Origin of the sequence: Rhizobium atlanticum (assembly GCF_030182485.1) — a bacterium.
Classification (GTDB): domain Bacteria; phylum Pseudomonadota; class Alphaproteobacteria; order Rhizobiales; family Rhizobiaceae; genus Rhizobium.
In genome coordinates this window covers 91,838-108,375 of the sequence record NZ_JAQJCJ010000017.1, presented here as the reverse complement: position 1 = coordinate 108,375, position 16,538 = coordinate 91,838, and the positions used below count along the sequence as shown (strand labels likewise).

17 protein-coding genes and 1 pseudogene are annotated in these 16,538 nt (G+C 61.4%); 14 read left to right on the top strand and 4 right to left on the bottom strand.

The window, feature by feature from the left end; genetic code table 11:
• Positions 1–78: 78 nt before the first annotated feature.
• The 5 genes and pseudogenes from PH551_RS23420 to PH551_RS23400 all read left to right on the top strand — a co-directional run bounded on the left by PH551_RS23420 (position 79) and on the right by PH551_RS23400 (position 2,512).
• Positions 79–327 (top strand): type II toxin-antitoxin system Phd/YefM family antitoxin, encoded by a 249-nt coding sequence (locus PH551_RS23420; RefSeq protein ID WP_085781292.1) that lies wholly within the window; start codon positions 79–81, stop codon positions 325–327.
• Positions 327–749, top strand: coding sequence for a type II toxin-antitoxin system VapC family toxin (locus PH551_RS23415; protein WP_285195231.1), 423 nt, complete (start codon positions 327–329; stop codon positions 747–749). Before PH551_RS23420 ends, PH551_RS23415 begins: the two co-directional genes overlap by 1 nt.
• Before the next feature lie 153 nt (positions 750–902).
• Positions 903–1,742, top strand: coding sequence for an IclR family transcriptional regulator (locus PH551_RS23410; protein ID WP_285195230.1), 840 nt, complete (start codon positions 903–905; stop codon positions 1,740–1,742).
• Positions 1,743–1,823: 81 nt separating this feature from the next.
• Positions 1,824–2,078, top strand: a complete 255-nt coding sequence (locus PH551_RS23405) for a FitA-like ribbon-helix-helix domain-containing protein (protein WP_285195229.1) — start codon at positions 1,824–1,826, stop codon at positions 2,076–2,078.
• A gap of 22 nt (positions 2,079–2,100) precedes the next feature.
• Positions 2,101–2,512: pseudogene (locus PH551_RS23400) on the top strand (PIN domain-containing protein).
• Between the two features lie 24 nt (positions 2,513–2,536).
• On the opposite strand, the gene PH551_RS23395 reads toward PH551_RS23400, so the two are convergent.
• Together PH551_RS23395 and PH551_RS23390 are read right to left on the bottom strand one after the other, a co-directional pair.
• Positions 2,537–3,745: an amidohydrolase/deacetylase family metallohydrolase gene (locus tag PH551_RS23395; protein ID WP_285195279.1), complete on the bottom strand. Its 1,209-nt coding sequence runs from the start codon at positions 3,743–3,745 to the stop codon at positions 2,537–2,539.
• 168 nt (positions 3,746–3,913) lie between these two features.
• Positions 3,914–4,783 carry a sigma-70 family RNA polymerase sigma factor gene (locus PH551_RS23390; protein ID WP_285195228.1) on the bottom strand — a complete coding sequence of 290 codons (870 nt, stop codon included), beginning with the start codon at positions 4,781–4,783 and terminating at the stop codon, positions 3,914–3,916.
• A 107-nt stretch (positions 4,784–4,890) separates the two neighbouring features.
• Between PH551_RS23390 and PH551_RS23385 the strand changes: the two genes are divergently transcribed.
• Positions 4,891–5,349 (top strand): carboxymuconolactone decarboxylase family protein, encoded by a 459-nt coding sequence (locus PH551_RS23385; RefSeq protein WP_085781091.1) that lies wholly within the window; start codon positions 4,891–4,893, stop codon positions 5,347–5,349.
• A 63-nt stretch (positions 5,350–5,412) separates the two neighbouring features.
• On the opposite strand, the gene rhaI is transcribed toward PH551_RS23385, so the two are convergent.
• Entirely contained in the window at positions 5,413–6,705 is a 1,293-nt protein-coding gene (gene rhaI, locus PH551_RS23380) for an L-rhamnose catabolism isomerase (RefSeq protein WP_285195227.1), read from the bottom strand.
• A gap of 78 nt (positions 6,706–6,783) precedes the next feature.
• On the opposite strand from rhaI, the gene PH551_RS23375 reads away from it, so the two are divergent.
• Entirely contained in the window at positions 6,784–6,942 is a 159-nt protein-coding gene (locus PH551_RS23375; protein ID WP_285195226.1) for a YqaE/Pmp3 family membrane protein, read from the top strand.
• A 63-nt stretch (positions 6,943–7,005) separates the two neighbouring features.
• Here the strand turns inward: PH551_RS23375 and PH551_RS23370 are convergent, their stop codons facing one another.
• Entirely contained in the window at positions 7,006–9,102 is a 2,097-nt protein-coding gene (locus tag PH551_RS23370) for a bifunctional rhamnulose-1-phosphate aldolase/short-chain dehydrogenase (protein ID WP_285195225.1), read from the bottom strand.
• Positions 9,103–9,304: 202 nt separating this feature from the next.
• Between PH551_RS23370 and PH551_RS23365 the strand changes: the two genes are divergently transcribed.
• From PH551_RS23365 to PH551_RS23335, 7 genes are all read left to right on the top strand, one after another.
• Positions 9,305–10,117: a DeoR/GlpR family DNA-binding transcription regulator gene (locus tag PH551_RS23365; RefSeq protein WP_285195224.1), complete on the top strand. Its 813-nt coding sequence runs from the start codon at positions 9,305–9,307 to the stop codon at positions 10,115–10,117.
• A 47-nt stretch (positions 10,118–10,164) separates the two neighbouring features.
• On the top strand, positions 10,165–11,160 hold the full coding sequence (rhaS, locus tag PH551_RS23360; RefSeq protein ID WP_221156450.1) for a rhamnose ABC transporter substrate-binding protein: 996 nt from the start codon (positions 10,165–10,167) through the stop codon (positions 11,158–11,160).
• 72 nt (positions 11,161–11,232) lie between these two features.
• Entirely contained in the window at positions 11,233–12,768 is a 1,536-nt protein-coding gene (locus PH551_RS23355; RefSeq protein WP_285195223.1) for a sugar ABC transporter ATP-binding protein, read from the top strand.
• A gap of 10 nt (positions 12,769–12,778) precedes the next feature.
• On the top strand, positions 12,779–13,780 hold the full coding sequence (locus tag PH551_RS23350) for an ABC transporter permease (RefSeq protein WP_285195222.1): 1,002 nt from the start codon (positions 12,779–12,781) through the stop codon (positions 13,778–13,780).
• Positions 13,777–14,784 (top strand): ABC transporter permease, encoded by a 1,008-nt coding sequence (locus tag PH551_RS23345; protein ID WP_285195221.1) that lies wholly within the window; start codon positions 13,777–13,779, stop codon positions 14,782–14,784. The genes PH551_RS23350 and PH551_RS23345 overlap by 4 nt, the downstream gene beginning before the upstream one ends.
• Positions 14,781–15,101, top strand: a complete 321-nt coding sequence (gene rhaM / locus PH551_RS23340; RefSeq protein ID WP_285195220.1) for an L-rhamnose mutarotase — start codon at positions 14,781–14,783, stop codon at positions 15,099–15,101. The genes PH551_RS23345 and rhaM overlap by 4 nt, the downstream gene beginning before the upstream one ends.
• Positions 15,098–16,477 (top strand): FGGY-family carbohydrate kinase, encoded by a 1,380-nt coding sequence (locus PH551_RS23335; RefSeq protein WP_285195219.1) that lies wholly within the window; start codon positions 15,098–15,100, stop codon positions 16,475–16,477. Before rhaM ends, PH551_RS23335 begins: the two co-directional genes overlap by 4 nt.
• The last annotated feature ends 61 nt before the right edge of the window (positions 16,478–16,538 follow it).

The window sequence follows — 16,538 nt, the reverse complement described above, 5'->3', positions numbered from 1 at the left end:
GCTGGTTGTTCCAACGGCATTGCAGCCACATCGCTTTCCGAATAAAATGACCAGAAAATTGGTCACGGGGACAATATGATGGCACGTGTCAACCTGGCGGAAGCAAAAGCCCACCTGAGCGAGTTGCTCAATAGGGTGGAGGCCGGCGAAACGATCGAGATATTGCGGCATGGCAAGCCGGTGGCGCAGCTCGTGCCGGTGAAGACGCCGAAACAACCGATCGATGTCGAACGGCTGAAAGCATTGACGGCCTCGATGAAGCCACCGGCCGAGCCGGTCGATTCCGCGACCTTCATTCGCGATCTGCGCGATACCAATCGTTATTGATGCTTTACATCGACACACCAGTCCTCGTCGCCGCATGGACGGTCGAAACCCGCACGGACGACGTGCAGCAATGGCTGGCGGAGCGTCGATCCGACGAGATCGCCGTCAGCAGCTGGACGATAACCGAATTTTCAAGCGCTGTCGGAGTCAAGGCGAGAAACGGACAGATCGATCCGGCCGATCGCAGCAAAGCTTTGGCGCTGTTCAAGGAACTATGTTCGACGACCTTCGAATGCCTGCCGATATCGCGGGCGCACTTCATCGAAGCGGCGCGAATAATCGAACAGTTCAATATCGGTCTTCGTGCCGGTGATGCGCTGCATCTCGCCGTCGCAATCGATAGCGACGCCACGCTCGTCACGCTGGACAAGGGGCTGGCAAAAGCCTGCAGCCTCATCGGAGCGCGTCACCGCTTGTTATGAGGTCGGCGGTATCGGCGGATGCGGAAACCACGCACTCTCCCGGCTCCACCGCCGCCACATTCGCACCGACGATCAACCTACAAAATGTTGCAATTTGCCACAGCGACCGCTGTACCATAGTAATGTAATATGGTCGCAGTGTTCATGAGGTGCATGAAATTGGACGGAAAGACATCGCCCGCAGTTTACTCCGAAGATGAGAGCCTTGCCGGCGAAGCCGGCGGCAAGAGCGCGCGCCGCGCCCGCGTCAGCGGCATCGACCGCGCTCTTCAGGTGATCGATCATCTCTATGAAACAGGATCGCCGGCCGGCGTCTATGCCATCGCCAAGGCGGTAAAGGCGCCGCTATCGACCGTCTACGTCATCGTCGACGACCTCGTCGAAAAGAATATGCTCACGCGCCAGGCGGATGGCTCGGTCTGGCTCGGCGCCCGGCTTTATCATTACGGGCTTGCCTATGCCCGGTCGCTGGATTTCATGAGTATCGCCACTCACGAAATGCACGATCTCTGTCGCCAGGCCGGCGAAACCGTGCAGGTCTGCGGCCGTGACGGCGATTACATGCTGGTGCTTGCCATGGCCGACGGCCCAAGCCACTTCCAGGTGGCGTCGCGCGTCGGTACCCGGGTGCCGCTCAACTGGACGGCGTCGGGCCGCCTGCTCGTCGGCCACCTGCCCGAAGAGGAACGCATCGAGCTTTTCAAACGCTGCGCCCGCTCGTCGCCGACCGGCCGCGCCGAGATTGATCCGCGCACCCTATCGGAAGCGGCCGGCAAGGCCTTCGAGTCGCGCCTGTCGATCCAGGCCGGCGAATCCGATTATGCGGTCGCCTGCATCGCCTCGCCGATCTGCGATCGCGAGGGCCAGTGCGTTGCCACCATTTCGATCGTGCTGCCGGAGCAGAAGGCCTTTTCCGACGAGAACCATTATACGGCGCATGTGCGCAATTCTGCGGAGCGGATCGAAAAACTGATGGGTTGGCGCAACCGCTGACGCGACACGATCCTCGAAGGATTGTCCTCTGACTCGCATTGCATCTATGTTGACGTCACTGACAGCATTTGGGGTCTGAATATGGCCGTTCTGACAGTTCGAAACATGCGCGATGACGTGCATCGCGCATTGCGTGTCCGGGCGGCGATGCATGGCCGCAGCACCGAGGCGGAAGTGCCCGAAATCCTGGAAAATGCCGTAAAGCCCGAGCAGCGCATTCGCATGGGAGACGCTTTGGCTGAACTCGGCCGGCAATTGGCGCTGACCAATGATGATCTCGAGGTGCTTGATCAGCTGCGCGAAAGGGCGGCGGCGGAGCCCTTGAGGTTTGAATGATCGTACGAATGTGCTTTCCGAGATGATGAAACCGACGCCCAGTTTGGCTGTGCGCGCGTGGCTCAACGAGCAAGCCGCGGAAACGCTGTATTTGTCGAGTGTTACCTTGGCCGAATTGATGTTCGGCATCGGCGCCTTACCGGACGATCGACGCAAAGCGGCCCTGACCGAGATGTTTGGCGGCTTACTAGCACTCTTTGGGGATCGGGTATTGCCATTCGACGTCGGAGCGGCCCGGCATTATGCCGACCTTGCCGTCAGAGCTAGAACGAACGGAAGGCTTCCCGACGCCGGCCGGATATATCGCCGCCATCGCCGCTTCGAAGGGCTTTGTTGTCGCGACACGCGATATAAGCCCCTTCGAGGCGGCGGGACTGACTGTCGTAAATCCCTGGAACCATCGATCATCTGAGGCCTCTCGGGAGAATTTATGATCGAACCCCGCCTCGCGGCGGATTCTACCTGTAGGAATAGCCGTGGCTGTGGCGCACCAGCCTGCGCGCCCGCGGCACGTAGCGGCTGGCGGCGACGGCCTCGGCACCCATCACCGCATAGCGTGGCTCGAACAGCTTGTTGAGGACCGAGACATCACCATTCGAATCCGTCGCCTCGAGTTCGGACTCGACGAGGTCGAAAACGGTGAATTCGGCTTGCGCGCCAACCGCAAGCCGGTTCTCCATCGACAGCTTGATGACCGAGGCCGGCGCATGGGTGACTGCTTCCACGACCTTGTCGAAGGGCATGCCGACGCTCAGCAGCTTCGACATCGTCGTCGCCAGGTCCCAGACCGGAAAGTTCATCGAATGGCCGTGCAGGTCGGTCGAGATCGAGAACGGCAGAAGCCCGCGCGCGATCGCCGCTTCGGCGACCTTGAAGGAGAAGGAGGCGCCGCCATGGCCGATGTCGAGGCGGATGCCTTCGGAGGCGCAGCGCTCGGCGAGATTGAAAAGATCCTCGTCCTCCATGATGCTCGAACCGGCCTTCCCGTTGAAGCAATGGGTGACGACGTCACCGGGGCCGAGAATTTCAAGCACTTCGTCATAAAGCGCCGGCGGCTCGCCGACATGGACCATCATCGGCACTTTCAGGATCTTGGCGATCTTCTTGCCGAGCTTGACGGGAGTGACACCCCAGGAGCCGGTGATAACGTGGCTGGCGCGCACCTTGATGCCGACGATGTGCTCGCTGTTTTCAGCGTAGACTTGGAGAATGCGGTCGAGATCGATATCTCTGATATCCCTGAGCTCGGCGACGCGGTTGCAGGCGACGAGACCGATCGAGCCCAGGTTCAGGAAGGCCTTGATGCGCTCGCGCGAGGGCTCGATGATATACTCGCGGAAGCCATGGAAATTCGCCTCGCCGGCCGAACCGGCGTCGACCAGGGTGGTGACGCCGCGCTCGAGACCGCATTCGGACGGGCGGATGGAGATGTCGGTGCCGCCGTGCCAGATGTGGACGTGCAGATCGATCCAGCCCGGCGAAATGAAAGCCCCCTTGCCGTCGATCAGTGTCGCATCCTCAGCGGCTGGAAGCGATGGACCGATCCGGGCGATGCGGCCGTCGGCATTAACGAGAATGTCGATCACCCCCTCGGATGCGCCCGCACCGAAAGCCGTCGGCCTGACATTGGTGAGGAGAAGCGGCTTTTTCGCCTGGTCGCCCGACATGATCATATTTCAAATTCCATAGTTATGGTACATGAAGCCTTATAATAGAATAAAGTCGAAGAGACTGCTGTCAAGAGAATGAAGCGCAGTAACCGCACGGGAACGGCGGCAGCGCGCTCGTTCTCAACCGCCCTCCCCGTCCAGGAGCGGCAGATTTTTCCAGCGATTTCAATCCCGCAGGATTGAATAATCAAGCCGTTCAAGGTGGTCGGGGTCGGCGATGGCTTCGATTGCCGCAATCCTCTTGTCGGCGATAGTAAACGCCACCACGACGCGGATCTGACCCGCGATGCGCACGACGAAGCCAAGCTCGCCGTCGACGATGGCGATCTCTGCCGCCTGCGCCCGGCCCTTGAACAACTCTGCCACTTCGGATGCGCCGCGCCTTTCGCCAAAGGCGCCGAAACGCGCCGCCGTCGCGTCGAGCCGGAAAACAACATCTGGGGCGAGCACCGCAATCAGCGCCTGCAGATCGCCGCTCCGCGAAGCCGCCAGAAAGGCCTCGGCAATCGTTCGCTTGCGGCCAAGATCGACATCCGGCGTCTCGTCCATGCCCTGCACCCGACGGCGGGCACGGCTCGCGAGCTGACGGGCGGCGGCGGATGACCGGCCGATAATCGGCGCAATTTCGTCGAAGGAAAGATCGAACATGTCGTGCAGCACGAAGGCAACTCGTTCGGCAGGCGCCAGCGTCTGCAACACGACGAGCACCGCCACGCCCACCGAATCGGCGAAGGCGGCGTCGCGTTCCGGATCCTTGGCCGGATCGGCGATCGCTGCATGGACCGATGTCTCCAGCCGCTCCTCGCGCCGGGTCTTGCGGGCACGCAGCATATCGAGGCAGATGCGCGCCACCACCGTCGTCAGCCAGCCGGCGAGATTGCCGACGTCAGTCCTATCCGCGCGGGTGAGCCGCAGCCAGGCCTCCTGAACCGCGTCTTCGGCCTCGCTGCGCGACCCCAGCATGCGATAGGCGGCCGCCTTCAGATGCGCCCGGTTGGCTTCGAATTGATCGGCCAGCCAGTTATTCTCGTTCATCCGTCACATTCCTTCGCTGCGTTCCGTCACATCAATGACGAATGAAACCGGGCCGGTGTGACAGCGCCGGCGGATCGTCGCACCCTAAACCATCAAGGAGACCTATCATGCAGGAGAGAATGGGAAATCCCGCCCTCGTGCTTCCAGAAGCCATGCAGGCGCTCAATGCGCTCAGCAAGGTGCCGACCGAAACAGGCCTTTCGCCAAGGCTGCTCGAACTTGTCAATCTGCGCGCCAGCCAGATCAACGGCTGCAGCGTCTGCATCGATGGTCATTGGCGCATTGCCCGCAAACACGGCGAAACGGATGAGCGGCTCTTTGCCGTCGCCGGCTGGCGCGACGCTCCCTATTATAGCGAGGCTGAACGCGCCGCTCTCGCCTTGACCGAGGCGGTGACCCGCACCAGCGACCGCGCCGACCCGGTGCCTGACGAGATCTGGGACGAGGCGACCCGGCATTATGACGGCCGCAGCCTTGCGGCTCTCGTCATCGCCATCGCCAACATCAATGTCTGGAATCGGCTGAACATCGCAACCCGTCAGATCGCCGGCGCCTGGAAACCCTGAGCGATTGCCGGCAGCGTTTCACCCCACGTTGCCGGCGACCACACTTTTATTCAGCCCGGCAGCTCAGATGATGCCGCCGCCGCCGGCAACCGAGGCCGGACGTTCGGCCGCCACCTTTTTGCGGTAGCCGCTGACGCGGTAGGCGGCAATCGGATCGATCGCGCCGCCGGCCCGGCGGCGGGCCTCGGCGAGGATCGGCTCGACATCGGCGCGGTAGGCGCGCTTCAGTGTTTCCGAGGCCATCAGCGCATCATTGTCCTGCTGATAGCCCTCGAGCGCCTTGCGGTCGACGATGAGCGCCTGCGCATAGGCGCGGCGGATTTCGTTGGCGCTGTTGATCAGGCTTTCGATCGGGTCGGTGACATTGTGCGACTGGTCGATCATATGGGCCGGGTTGAAATCGTTGACGCCGCGCTGTTCGGCATCCACCAGCTCGTTGAACACCAGGAACAGCCGGTAGGGATCGATGACGCCGGCGTCGAGATCATCGTCGCCATATTTCGAATCGTTGAAGTGGAAACCGCCGAGTTTGCCGAACTGGATCAGCCGGGCGACGATCATCTCGATATTGGTGTTGGGCGCATGGTGGCCGAGATCGACGAGGCACTGGGCTTTCGGGCCGAGGATCTGGGCGATCAGATAATTGGTGCCCCAGTCCTGAACGATCGTCGAATAGAAGGCCGGCTCGTACATCTTGTGCTCGGAGAAAAGCTTCCAGTCGTCGGGCAGCGCCTTGTAAATGTCAGTCATCGAGGCGAGGTAACGCTCGAATGCCTTGGTGAAATTGCTCTGGCCGGGGAAGTTCGACCCATCGCCGATCCAGACGGTCAGTGCCTTGGAGCCGATCGCTTTGCCGATCTCGATGCATTCGAGATTGTGCTCGACCGCCTGGGCGCGCGTCGCCGCATCGGTATGGCTGAGCGAGCCGTATTTGTAGGAGTGGGCCTGGCCCGGCGCATCGGAAAAGGTGTTCGAGTTCATCGCGTCGAAACCAAGGCCGAGCGCATCGCCCTTGGCCTTCAACTCCCGTGCATCCGCCTTGTCCCAGGGAATATGCAGCGACACATTCGGCGTTGCCTGGGTCAACTGGTTGATGACGGCGCAATCGTCGAGCTTGTCGAAGATGCCGCGCGGCTCGCCGGCGCCGGGGAAGCGGGCGAAACGCGTGCCGCCGGTGCCCACGCCCCAGGAAGGAACGGCGACGGAAAATTCGCTGACCTTGCTTGTCACCGCCTCGATATCGACGTCGCGCCGATCAAGCGTCGCACCCAACGCCTCATAGTCGGCTTTCAGCGCCGCCGCCCGCTTGTCATTTTCACTCGCGATCAGATCTTGTGCGATCCTGAATTCAGCCATTGTTTCCTCCCACGTCGCGAACCACAGAACGTGGTTTGCGTTCTAAAGCTTACATGTCTTCAAAACTCAGGAGCTACGATGGACGTTATCCGCATTCTTCTTGCGATCATCCTGCCGCCCCTCGGCGTATTTCTGCAGGTCGGGATCGGCCTGCATTTCTGGCTCAACATATTGCTGACGCTTTGCGGCTATGTGCCGGGGATCATCCACGCAATATGGGTGATCGTCCGGAAGTAGCTCTGCCCGTTTGCTTGCGCAATTCCGGACGCAAAACCGCTGCACACTTTTGCCGGAATTGCTCTAGCGCGTAAAACTCTGCACGTTGCCGGCGTCGACGTTGATGATGTTGCCGGTCGATTTCGCCGATAGATCTGACGCCAGGAAGTAGACCGCCTCGGCGATATCTTCCGGGAAGACATTGAGCTTCAGCATCGACCGCTTGCGGTAATGTTCCTCCAGCTCGTCGACCTCGATCTTCGAGGAGGCCGCACGCTGTTCACGCCACTCGCCGCTCCAGATCTTCGAGCCACGCAGGACGGCATCGGGATTGACGGTGTTGACGCGGATGCCGGCATCGGCGCCTTCCAGCGCCAGGCAGCGGGCAAGATGGATTTCAGCCGCCTTCGCCGTGCAATAGGCGGACGCATTCGGCGAAGCGGCAAGACCATTCTTCGATGCAATGAAAACGATATTGCCGCCGAGCGCCTGACGGCGGAACAGGCGGAAGGCCTCACGCGAGACGAGGAAATAACCGGTCGCCAGAATGTCGATATTGCGGTTCCACGTCGACAGTTCCGTCGTTTCAATCGGCGCCGACGAGGCGATACCGGCATTCGAAACGAGGATGTCGATGCCGCCGAATTCGACGCAGGATTCGGCGAAGGACGCGATAACGGCATCTTCCTTGGTGACGTCGAGCTTCGCCGTGCGCACGGCGTCCGCGCCATACTTCTTCACGAACTCGGCTTCAGTCGATTCAAGTGCTGCCTGATCGATATCGGCGAGCACCACACAGGCACCCTCGCCGACGAGGCGCGCCGCCGTCGCCCGGCCGATGCCGCCGGCGCCGCCGGTGACGAAGGCGACCTTGCCGGCAAGGCTCTTCGGCTTCGGCATGCGCTGCAGCTTGGCCTCTTCGAGTAGCCAATATTCGATGTCAAAGGCTTCCTGCTCCGGCAGTCCCTGATATTCCGAGACCGTCGAGGCGCCGCGCATGACGTTGATGGCGTTGACGTAGAATTCGCTGGCAACGCGAGCCGTCGCCTTGTCGCGGGCGAAGGACAACATGCCGACACCCGGCACCAGGAAGATGACGGGATTGGCGTCGCGCATGGCGGGCGAATTGTCATGTTTGCAGTCGTTGTAATAGCGGGCGTAGTCGGCGCGGTAATCCTCCAGCGCCTTGTCGAGACCCGCGACGATCGCGTCGACATCCGGTTTGGCCGGGTCGAAATCGATGATCAGCGGCCGAATCTTGGTGCGCAGGAAATGATCGGGGCAGCTGGTGCCGAGCGCGCCGAGCGGCCGCAGGTCGCGGGAGTTGACGAATTCGAGCACGGCGTCCTGATCGTCGAAATGGCCGAGCTTGCGCTCCTGCTTGCCGATGCGACCGCGAATTTCGGGCATTAGGCGAGCGGCGATAGCCCGGCGTTCGGCAACCGGCAGACTCTGCACGACCGCGCCGCCGAAGATCGTCTTGCCCTCGGTCTGAGCGGCGAACCATTCGATCGCCTTGTTGATGATATCGAGCGTCAGCTCGTAGCAGGCCTTGGCTTCGTTGGCCCAGGTGAAGAGACCATGGCTTTCGAGTATGACGCCCTTGGCGTTCGGGTTCGCCTTGACGAAGGCTTCGAGATCGAGGCCGAGCTGGAAGCCCGGACGGCGCCAGGGCAGCCAGCCGATCTCGTCGCCGAAGATCTGCTGCGTCAGCTCGCGCGAGTTTTTCGAGGCGGCGATCGCAATGATCGCATCGGGATGCATGTGATCGACATGGGTGAAAGGCACGAAGCCGTGCAGCGGCGTATCAATCGATGCGGCGCGAGCATTCAGGTTGAAGGTGCAATGCGGCAGGAAGCCGACCATGCGGTCTTCATCCTCGACACCTTTGTAGATTCCCTTCAGCGATTCCAGCTTGTGCTGGTAGAGTGTGGCGAAGCCGTCGAGCTTGATAGTGCCGACATCGCCGCCCGAGCCCTTGACCCAGAGAACCTTGACCTTCTCGCCGGTCAGCGGATCGGTCTCCATGACCTTGGCCGAGGTATTGCCGCCACCGTAATTGGTGATGCGCTTGTCGGCGCCGAGCAGATTTGAGCGATAGAGAAGCTTGCCGGGTTCGTCGAGGCCTGCCGCGTAACCCTCGTCCCACCGGTTTTCCAGAAGCCGGACGTTCGCCGCCATGTCATCCTCCCATATGAAATCATTATCGGGACGCGATAGTTCGCGCCCCTTTTCGCTGACCGGTATCGCTCATGAAAATGGGGTTTGTCAATCGAAAACGATCAAATTCGATTATTGTGCAGCGCAATATGAAAATTTATGATCGTTTATGATTGACAGCTTTTAACGGATACGAAATAAATACGACACGAGGAGGAGCCCAATGCACGAACGCGAACGTCATCGCATCATCTTGAGCGCCGTTCAGGAAAAATCCGTCGTCACGATCCAGGACATTTCCGAATTGACGGAAGCTTCTGAAGCGACAATCCGGCGCGACATTGCGGCTCTTCATGTGCAGGGCAAGATCCGTCGTGTCCGCGGCGGAGCGGAGGCGGTGCATCCGCCGCAGCTCGGCAATCTCGCCGGCCGCCCCTTCCGGGTTTCAGAATCGGTCAACATCGATAAAAAACGCGCAATTGCACGCGCCGCGGTCGATCTCTGCGAGGCTGGCGACGCCATCATTATCAATGGCGGCACCACAACCTTCCAGATGGTGCATTACATGGCCGGCCATCGCATGCAGGTGATGACCAACTCTTTTGCCATCGCCGAACATCTGGTGAAGCATTCCAAGAACACGGTGACGGTGCCGGGCGGCGCGATCTATCGTGAACAGAGCCTCATCCTGTCGCCTTTCGACAATGACGCGATCCGCAATTTTTATGCGCGGCGCATGTTCATCGGCGCGCAGGGCGTCGGCCCGCTCGGCATCATGGAGGCGGACGCCCTCATCATCCAGAGCGAGCAGAAGCTGATGCACCAGGCCGACGAACTCGTCGTCATGGTGGATTCAAGCAAATTCAATCGCCGGTCGAGCCTCATTCTCTGCGCGCTCGACCGCGTTTCTGTGGTCATCACCGATGACGGTATTGCCGATGAGGCGGCTCGCATGGTCGAGAATGCCGGCGTTCGGCTCGTCGTCGCCAGCCCGGTGACCCAGCTTGTGAAGGAGGATTCCTCGTCGGTCGCATGAGGCGCCGCCGAGGTGTGGAAGTCTAATCTTAATGGGAGGAAAGTGACATGAAATTCGCAAAGACACTGGCGCTCGGCGTAGCGCTCGCAGTCGCCATGATGGCCGGCACCGCCAGCGCCAAGGACATCAAGATCGGCCTCGTCGTCAAGTCGCTCGGCAACGGCTTCTTCGACGCCGCCAACAAGGGCGCGCAGGAAGCAGCCAAGGAACTCGGCGGCGTGGAGGTAATCTACACCGGCCCGACCTCGACGACGGCCGAGGGTCAGATCGAAGTCATCAACTCGCTGATCGCTCAGGGCGTTGACGCCATCGCCGTGTCGGCCAACGATCCGGACGCGCTCGTTCCGGCGCTGAAGAAGGCTACCCAGCGCGGCATCAAGGTCATTTCCTGGGATTCCGGTGTTGCACCCGAAGGCCGCATCCTGCAGCTGAACCCGTCGTCCAACGAGCTGATCGGCAAGATGTGCCTGACGCTCGCTAAGGATCATCTGGAAGGCGGCAAGGGCGACTTCGCCATCCTGTCGGCGACGACCACCTCGACCAATCAGAATATCTGGATCGACCAGATGAAGAAGCAGCTCAAGGATTTCCCGGGCCTCAACCTCGTCACCACGGTTTACGGCGACGACCTCTCGGACAAGTCCTATCGTGAAGCCGAAGGCCTGCTGAAGTCGTACCCGAACGTCAAGGTCATCGTCGCTCCGACGACGGTCGGCGTTCTCGCTGCTTCCAAGGTCGTCGAAGACAAGGGCCTTGTCGGCAAGGTCTACGTCACCGGTCTCGGCCTGCCGTCCGAAATGGCCGGCGCCATCAAGTCGGGCGCCACGAAGGAATTCGCCATCTGGAACCCGATCGACCTCGGCTACTCCGCCACCCAGATCGCCTATCGCCTCGTCAAGGGTGAAACCGACGGCAAGCCGGGCAGCGAAATCGAAGCCGGCCGCATGGGCAAGATCAAGGTTGGCGACAACGGCGAAGCCGCCATGGCCGATCCCTTCGTCTATAATGCCTCGAACATCGACCAGTTCTCCAAGGTCTTCTGATCCGAAGCAGCCGTATAAAGCCCGGCGGCCTGATAGCCGCCGGGATTTCTCATTCGACACTGGTAGAAGCTGATGAACGCTGCCTTTCAACAACCCGCCACGGACAGCAAAACCGGCGAAGCGCCCGCCATTCTGGAAATGTGCGGCATCTCCCAGATCTTTCCCGGGGTGAAGGCGCTCGACAATGTCAGCATTGCGCTCCATCCCGGTACGGTGACGGCGCTGATCGGCGAAAACGGCGCCGGCAAATCGACGCTCGTGAAGATCCTGACCGGCATCTACAGGCCGAACGAAGGCGAGATTCTCGTCGATGGCCAGCCGACGAGCTTCGCCAGCGCCCAGGCCGCGATCGACGCCGGAGTCACCGCCATCCATCAGGAAACCGTGCTGTTCGACGAGCTGACGGTTGCCGAAAACATCTTCCTCGGCCATGCGCCGCGCACGCGCTTTCGCACCATCGACTGGCAGGTGATGAACAGCCGCTCGAAGACGCTGCTGACCGCACTTGAAAGCAATATCGACCCGACGATCCGGCTGAAGGACCTCTCGATCGCGCAGCGCCACCTGGTAGCGATTGCCCGCGCTTTGTCGATCGAGGCCCGCATCGTCATCATGGACGAGCCGACGGCCGCCCTTTCGCGCAAGGAGATCGACGATCTCTTCCGCATCATCAAGGGCCTGAAGGAGCAGGGCAAGGCGATCCTGTTCATCAGCCATAAGTTCGACGAGCTTTACGAAATCGCCGACGATTTCGTTGTCTTCCGCGACGGCCGCGCCGTCGGCCAGGGGCGGCTGAAGGAAACGCCGCAGGACGAAATTGTCCGCATGATGGTCGGCCGCGACGTCGAAAACGTTTTTCCGAAGATCGAGGTTGCCATCGGCGGCCCGGTGCTCGAAGTCGAAAAATACAGTCACCGCACCGAGTTCCGCGACATTTCGCTGACGCTTCGCAAGGGCGAGATCCTCGGCATTTACGGCCTGATCGGCGCCGGCCGCTCGGAATTGGCGCAATCGCTCTTCGGCATCACCAAGCCGCTATCGGGGCGGCTGACGCTCGAGGGCCGGGAAATTTCGATCCATTCGCCGCATGATGCCATCAAGGCCGGCATCGTCTATGTGCCGGAGGAGCGCGGCCGCCACGGCCTGGCGCTACCGATGCCGATCTACCAGAACATGACGCTGCCGTCGCTGACACGGACCTCGCGCAAAGGTTTCCTGCAGGCGGCGGAAGAACTCGCGCTCGCCCGCAAATATGCCGAGCGGCTGGATCTGCGCGCCGCAGCCCTCTCCGTCCCGGTCGGCACCCTGTCGGGCGGCAATCAGCAGAAGGTCGTCATCGGCAAGTGGCTCGCCACGATGCCCAAGGTCATCATCCTCGACGAGCCGACGAAGGGCATCGACATCGGCTCGAAGGCCGCCGTCCACGGCTTCATCAGCGAGCTTGCCGCAGAGGGCCTCTCGATCATCATGATCTCGTCCGAACTGCCCGAAATCATCGGCATGTCGGACCGGGTGCTTGTCATGAAGGAAGGCCTGTCCGCCGGGCTCTTCGAGCGCGATCAGCTTTCGCCGGAAGCGCTGGTGCGCGCGGCGACCGGAAATGCATGAGGTGATGAGCATGGCCAAACTGATCAAAAAACGCGAAAATCTGCTCTTTGCCATCATCGTGGTAATGATTGCCGCCTTCTCGACGCGGGCCGCCGATTTCGCCACACCGGACAATCTCGCCGGCATCTTCAACGACACCGCGATCCTCATCATCCTGGCGCTTGCCCAGATGACGGTCATCCTGACGAAATCGATCGATCTCTCGGTTGCCGCCAATCTCGCCTTCACCGGCATGGCAATCGCGATGATGAACGCGGCCTTTCCGGGCCTGCCGCTGATCGTGCTGATCCTTGCGGCGGTGGTGATCGGCGCGGCCCTAGGCACTATCAACGGCTTCCTCGTCTGGCGCCTCGAAATCCCGCCGATCGTCGTCACCCTCGGCACCCTCACCATCTATCGCGGCATGGCCTTCGTGCTGTCGGGCGGCGCCTGGGTGAACGCACACCAGATGACGCCAACCTTCCTCGCCGTTCCCCGCACGCCGATCCTCGGCCTGCCGATGCTGAGCTGGGTTGCGATCGTCATCGTCGCGCTGATGTATATGCTGCTGCGCTACAGCCAATTCGGCCGCGCGGCCTATGCGACCGGCGGCAATCCAACAGCGGCCGTCTATGCCGGCATCGAAACCGGCCGGACGAAGTTCCTGGCTTTCGTGTTGTCAGGCGCGCTTGCCGGCCTCTCCAGCTATCTCTGGGTGTCGCGTTACGCGGTCGCCTATGTCGATATCGCCAACGGCTTCGAACTCGACAGCGTCGCGGCCTGCGTCATCGGCGGCATTTCGATTGCTGGCGGCGTCGGCTCGGTCGCCGGCACGGTGCTCGGCGCACTCTTCCTCGGCGTCATCAAGAACGCCCTGCCGGTCATCGGCATTTCGCCCTTCACGCAGATGGCGATCTCCGGCACCGTCATCATTCTCGCCGTCGCCTTCAACGCCCGGCGTGAGCGCAACCGGGGCCGCATCATCCTGCGCGACCGCGCCGCAGCCGAAATCAGAACGGAGGCCGCAGCATGAGCACCCTGTCCACCCACGAAAAGCGCGTCATCCCCGACCGCCTCGGCACGCCCTTCCGCCGCATCGTCGCAAGCTGGGAAGTGCTGCTCTTTGGCGTCGCCGTCCTGATCTTCATCTTCAATTCCCTGGCCTCGCCCTATTTCCTCGATGCCTGGAACCTGTCGGACGCCACATTCAACTTCACCGAAAAGGCAATGATCGCCTTCGCCATGGCGCTGCTCGTCATCTCGGGCGAGATCGACCTCTCGGTGGCCGCGATCATCGCGCTCGCCTCGACGGCGATGGGCGCGGCAGCACAGGCCGGCATCGGCACGCCGGGCCTGGTGCTGATCGGCATCGGCACCGGCCTTGCCTGCGGCATCTTCAACGGCGTGCTCGTTTCGGTGCTGAAGCTGCCGTCGATCGTCGTCACCATCGGCACGATGAGCCTGTTCCGCGGCATTTCCTATATCGTGCTCGGCGACCAGGCCTATGGCAAGTATCCGGCCGACTTCGCCTATTTCGGCCAGGGTTATGTCGTCTGGGTGTTCTCGTTCGAATTCGTGCTATTCATCGTGCTGGCGATTCTCTTCGCCATCCTGCTGCACGCGACGAATTTCGGCCGGCAGGTCTATGCGATCGGCAACAACGATTTCGCCGCCCGCTTCTCCGGCATTCCGGTCGAACGCGTCAAATTCATTCTTTTCCTGCTGACCGGCATCATGAGCGGCATTGCTGCCGTTTGCCTGACCTCGCGCCTCGGCTCGACCCGGCCGTCGATCGCCCAGGGCTGGGAACTCGAAGTCGTCACCATGGTCGTTCTCGGCGGCATCTCGATCCTCGGCGGCTCCGGCACGATCGGCGGCGTCGTCATCGCCGCCTTCGTAATGGGCCTCGTCACCTTCGGCCTCGGCCTCTTGAACGTGCCCGGCATCGTCATGTCGATTTTCATCGGCCTGCTTCTGATCATCACCATCGCCATCCCGATCCTCGCCCGCCGCATCAAGCTCATGAGCTCCCGATGACCCTGGAAAAACACGCCTTCAAGATGCAGCTCAATCCCGGAATGGAAGCCGAATACCGCAAGCGGCATGACGAGATCTGGCCGGAACTGGTCGATCTCCTGCATCAGTCGGGCGCCAGCGACTATTCCATCCATCTCGACCGCGAGACCAATATGCTGTTCGGCGTTCTCACGCGGCCAACCGATCACACGATGGCGAGCTTGCCGGACCATCCTGTCATGAAGAAATGGTGGGCTCATATGGCCGATATCATGGCGACCAATCCGGATAATTCGCCCGTTCAAAGCGACCTCGTCACCCTCTTCCATATGCCATGACCGCCAGCTCCTACCGCCGCATCGCCGTCCTCGACATCGGCAAGACCAATGCCAAGGTCGTCGTGCTCGACAGCGCGACCGGTGCCGAAATTGCCGTCCTGAAGCGGCCGAACATTGCGATCAAGAAAGGTCCCTACCCGCATTACGACATAGAGGCGCTCTGGGCCTTCGCTCTCGATGCGCTGAAGAGCCTGGCGCGGGAACCGGGTTTCGATGCCATTTCGATTACCACCCACGGCGCCGCAGCCGCACTGCTCGACCGCAATGGCGCGCTCGCCATGCCTGTGATCGATTACGAACACGAATATCCTGAGGCGATCCGCGATTCCTATACCGCTTTGCGTCCCTCCTTCGCCGAAACCTTCTCGCCGCGCCTGGCGATGGGCCTCAATGTCGGCGCGCAGCTGCACTACCAGAAGAGCGCCTTTCCGGAAGACTTCGCCGAGGTCGCAACCATCCTCACCTATGCGCAATACTGGACGGCGCGACTGACCGGAGTCGCCGCCAATGAACTGACGTCGCTCGGCTGCCACACCGACCTCTGGAACCCGAAAACATCAAGCTATTCCTCGCTCGTCGACCGGCTCGGCATCCGCGATCTGATGGCGCCGATCCGTTCCGCCTTCGATGCGCTCGGCCCGGTCCTGCCCGAGATTGCCGCCGCGCTCGGGCTTTCAGCGCCGGTGCCGGTCTATTGCGGCATCCACGATTCCAACGCCTCGCTGCTGCCGCATCTGGTTCATCGCGAAGCGCCCTTCGCCGTCGTCTCCACTGGCACGTGGGTGATCAATTTCGGCGTCGGCGGCGAGCTCGACCATCTTGATCCGAGCCGCGATGCGCTTGCCAACGTCGACGCCTATGGCCGCGCCGTTCCCTCCTCGCGTTTCATGGGCGGGCGGGAATTCGAAATTCTTTCGGCCGAGATCGGTCCGGTGGATGACGAGGCCGCCTGGGCTGCGATCGGTGCGGTGATCGGCAAGGGCATGATGCTGTTGCCCAACGTCGCCCCCGGCTCCGGACCCTTTCCCGGAAAGGCAAGCCGGTGGATCGGCGCGGAGGGAGCAGGCCGCGAGGCGCGTCATGCCGCTGCCTGTCTTTATCTGGCGCTGATGACCGATGCCTGCCTCGGGCTGATCGGCGCCAAGGGCCCTGTTGTCGTCGAAGGGCCTTTTGCCCTGAACGAACCCTATCTTAAGCTGCTCGCCGCCCTCACCGGCCGTGTTGTTGTCGCCCATCCAGGCTCCACCGGCACCAGCCAGGGGGCTGCACTTCTGACTGGCATCCGGCCAGTCTCCGGTGCCGAGACACATGTTCCGCCGTCCGAAATTGCCGGGTTGAAGGTCTATCGCGATCGCTGGTTCGCGGAAATGGAATAGGAGCTTTTCCTGCAACGCCCCCTTGTTCCTCACCGGCTTGCGGTTAGTGTGACGCCTCGAA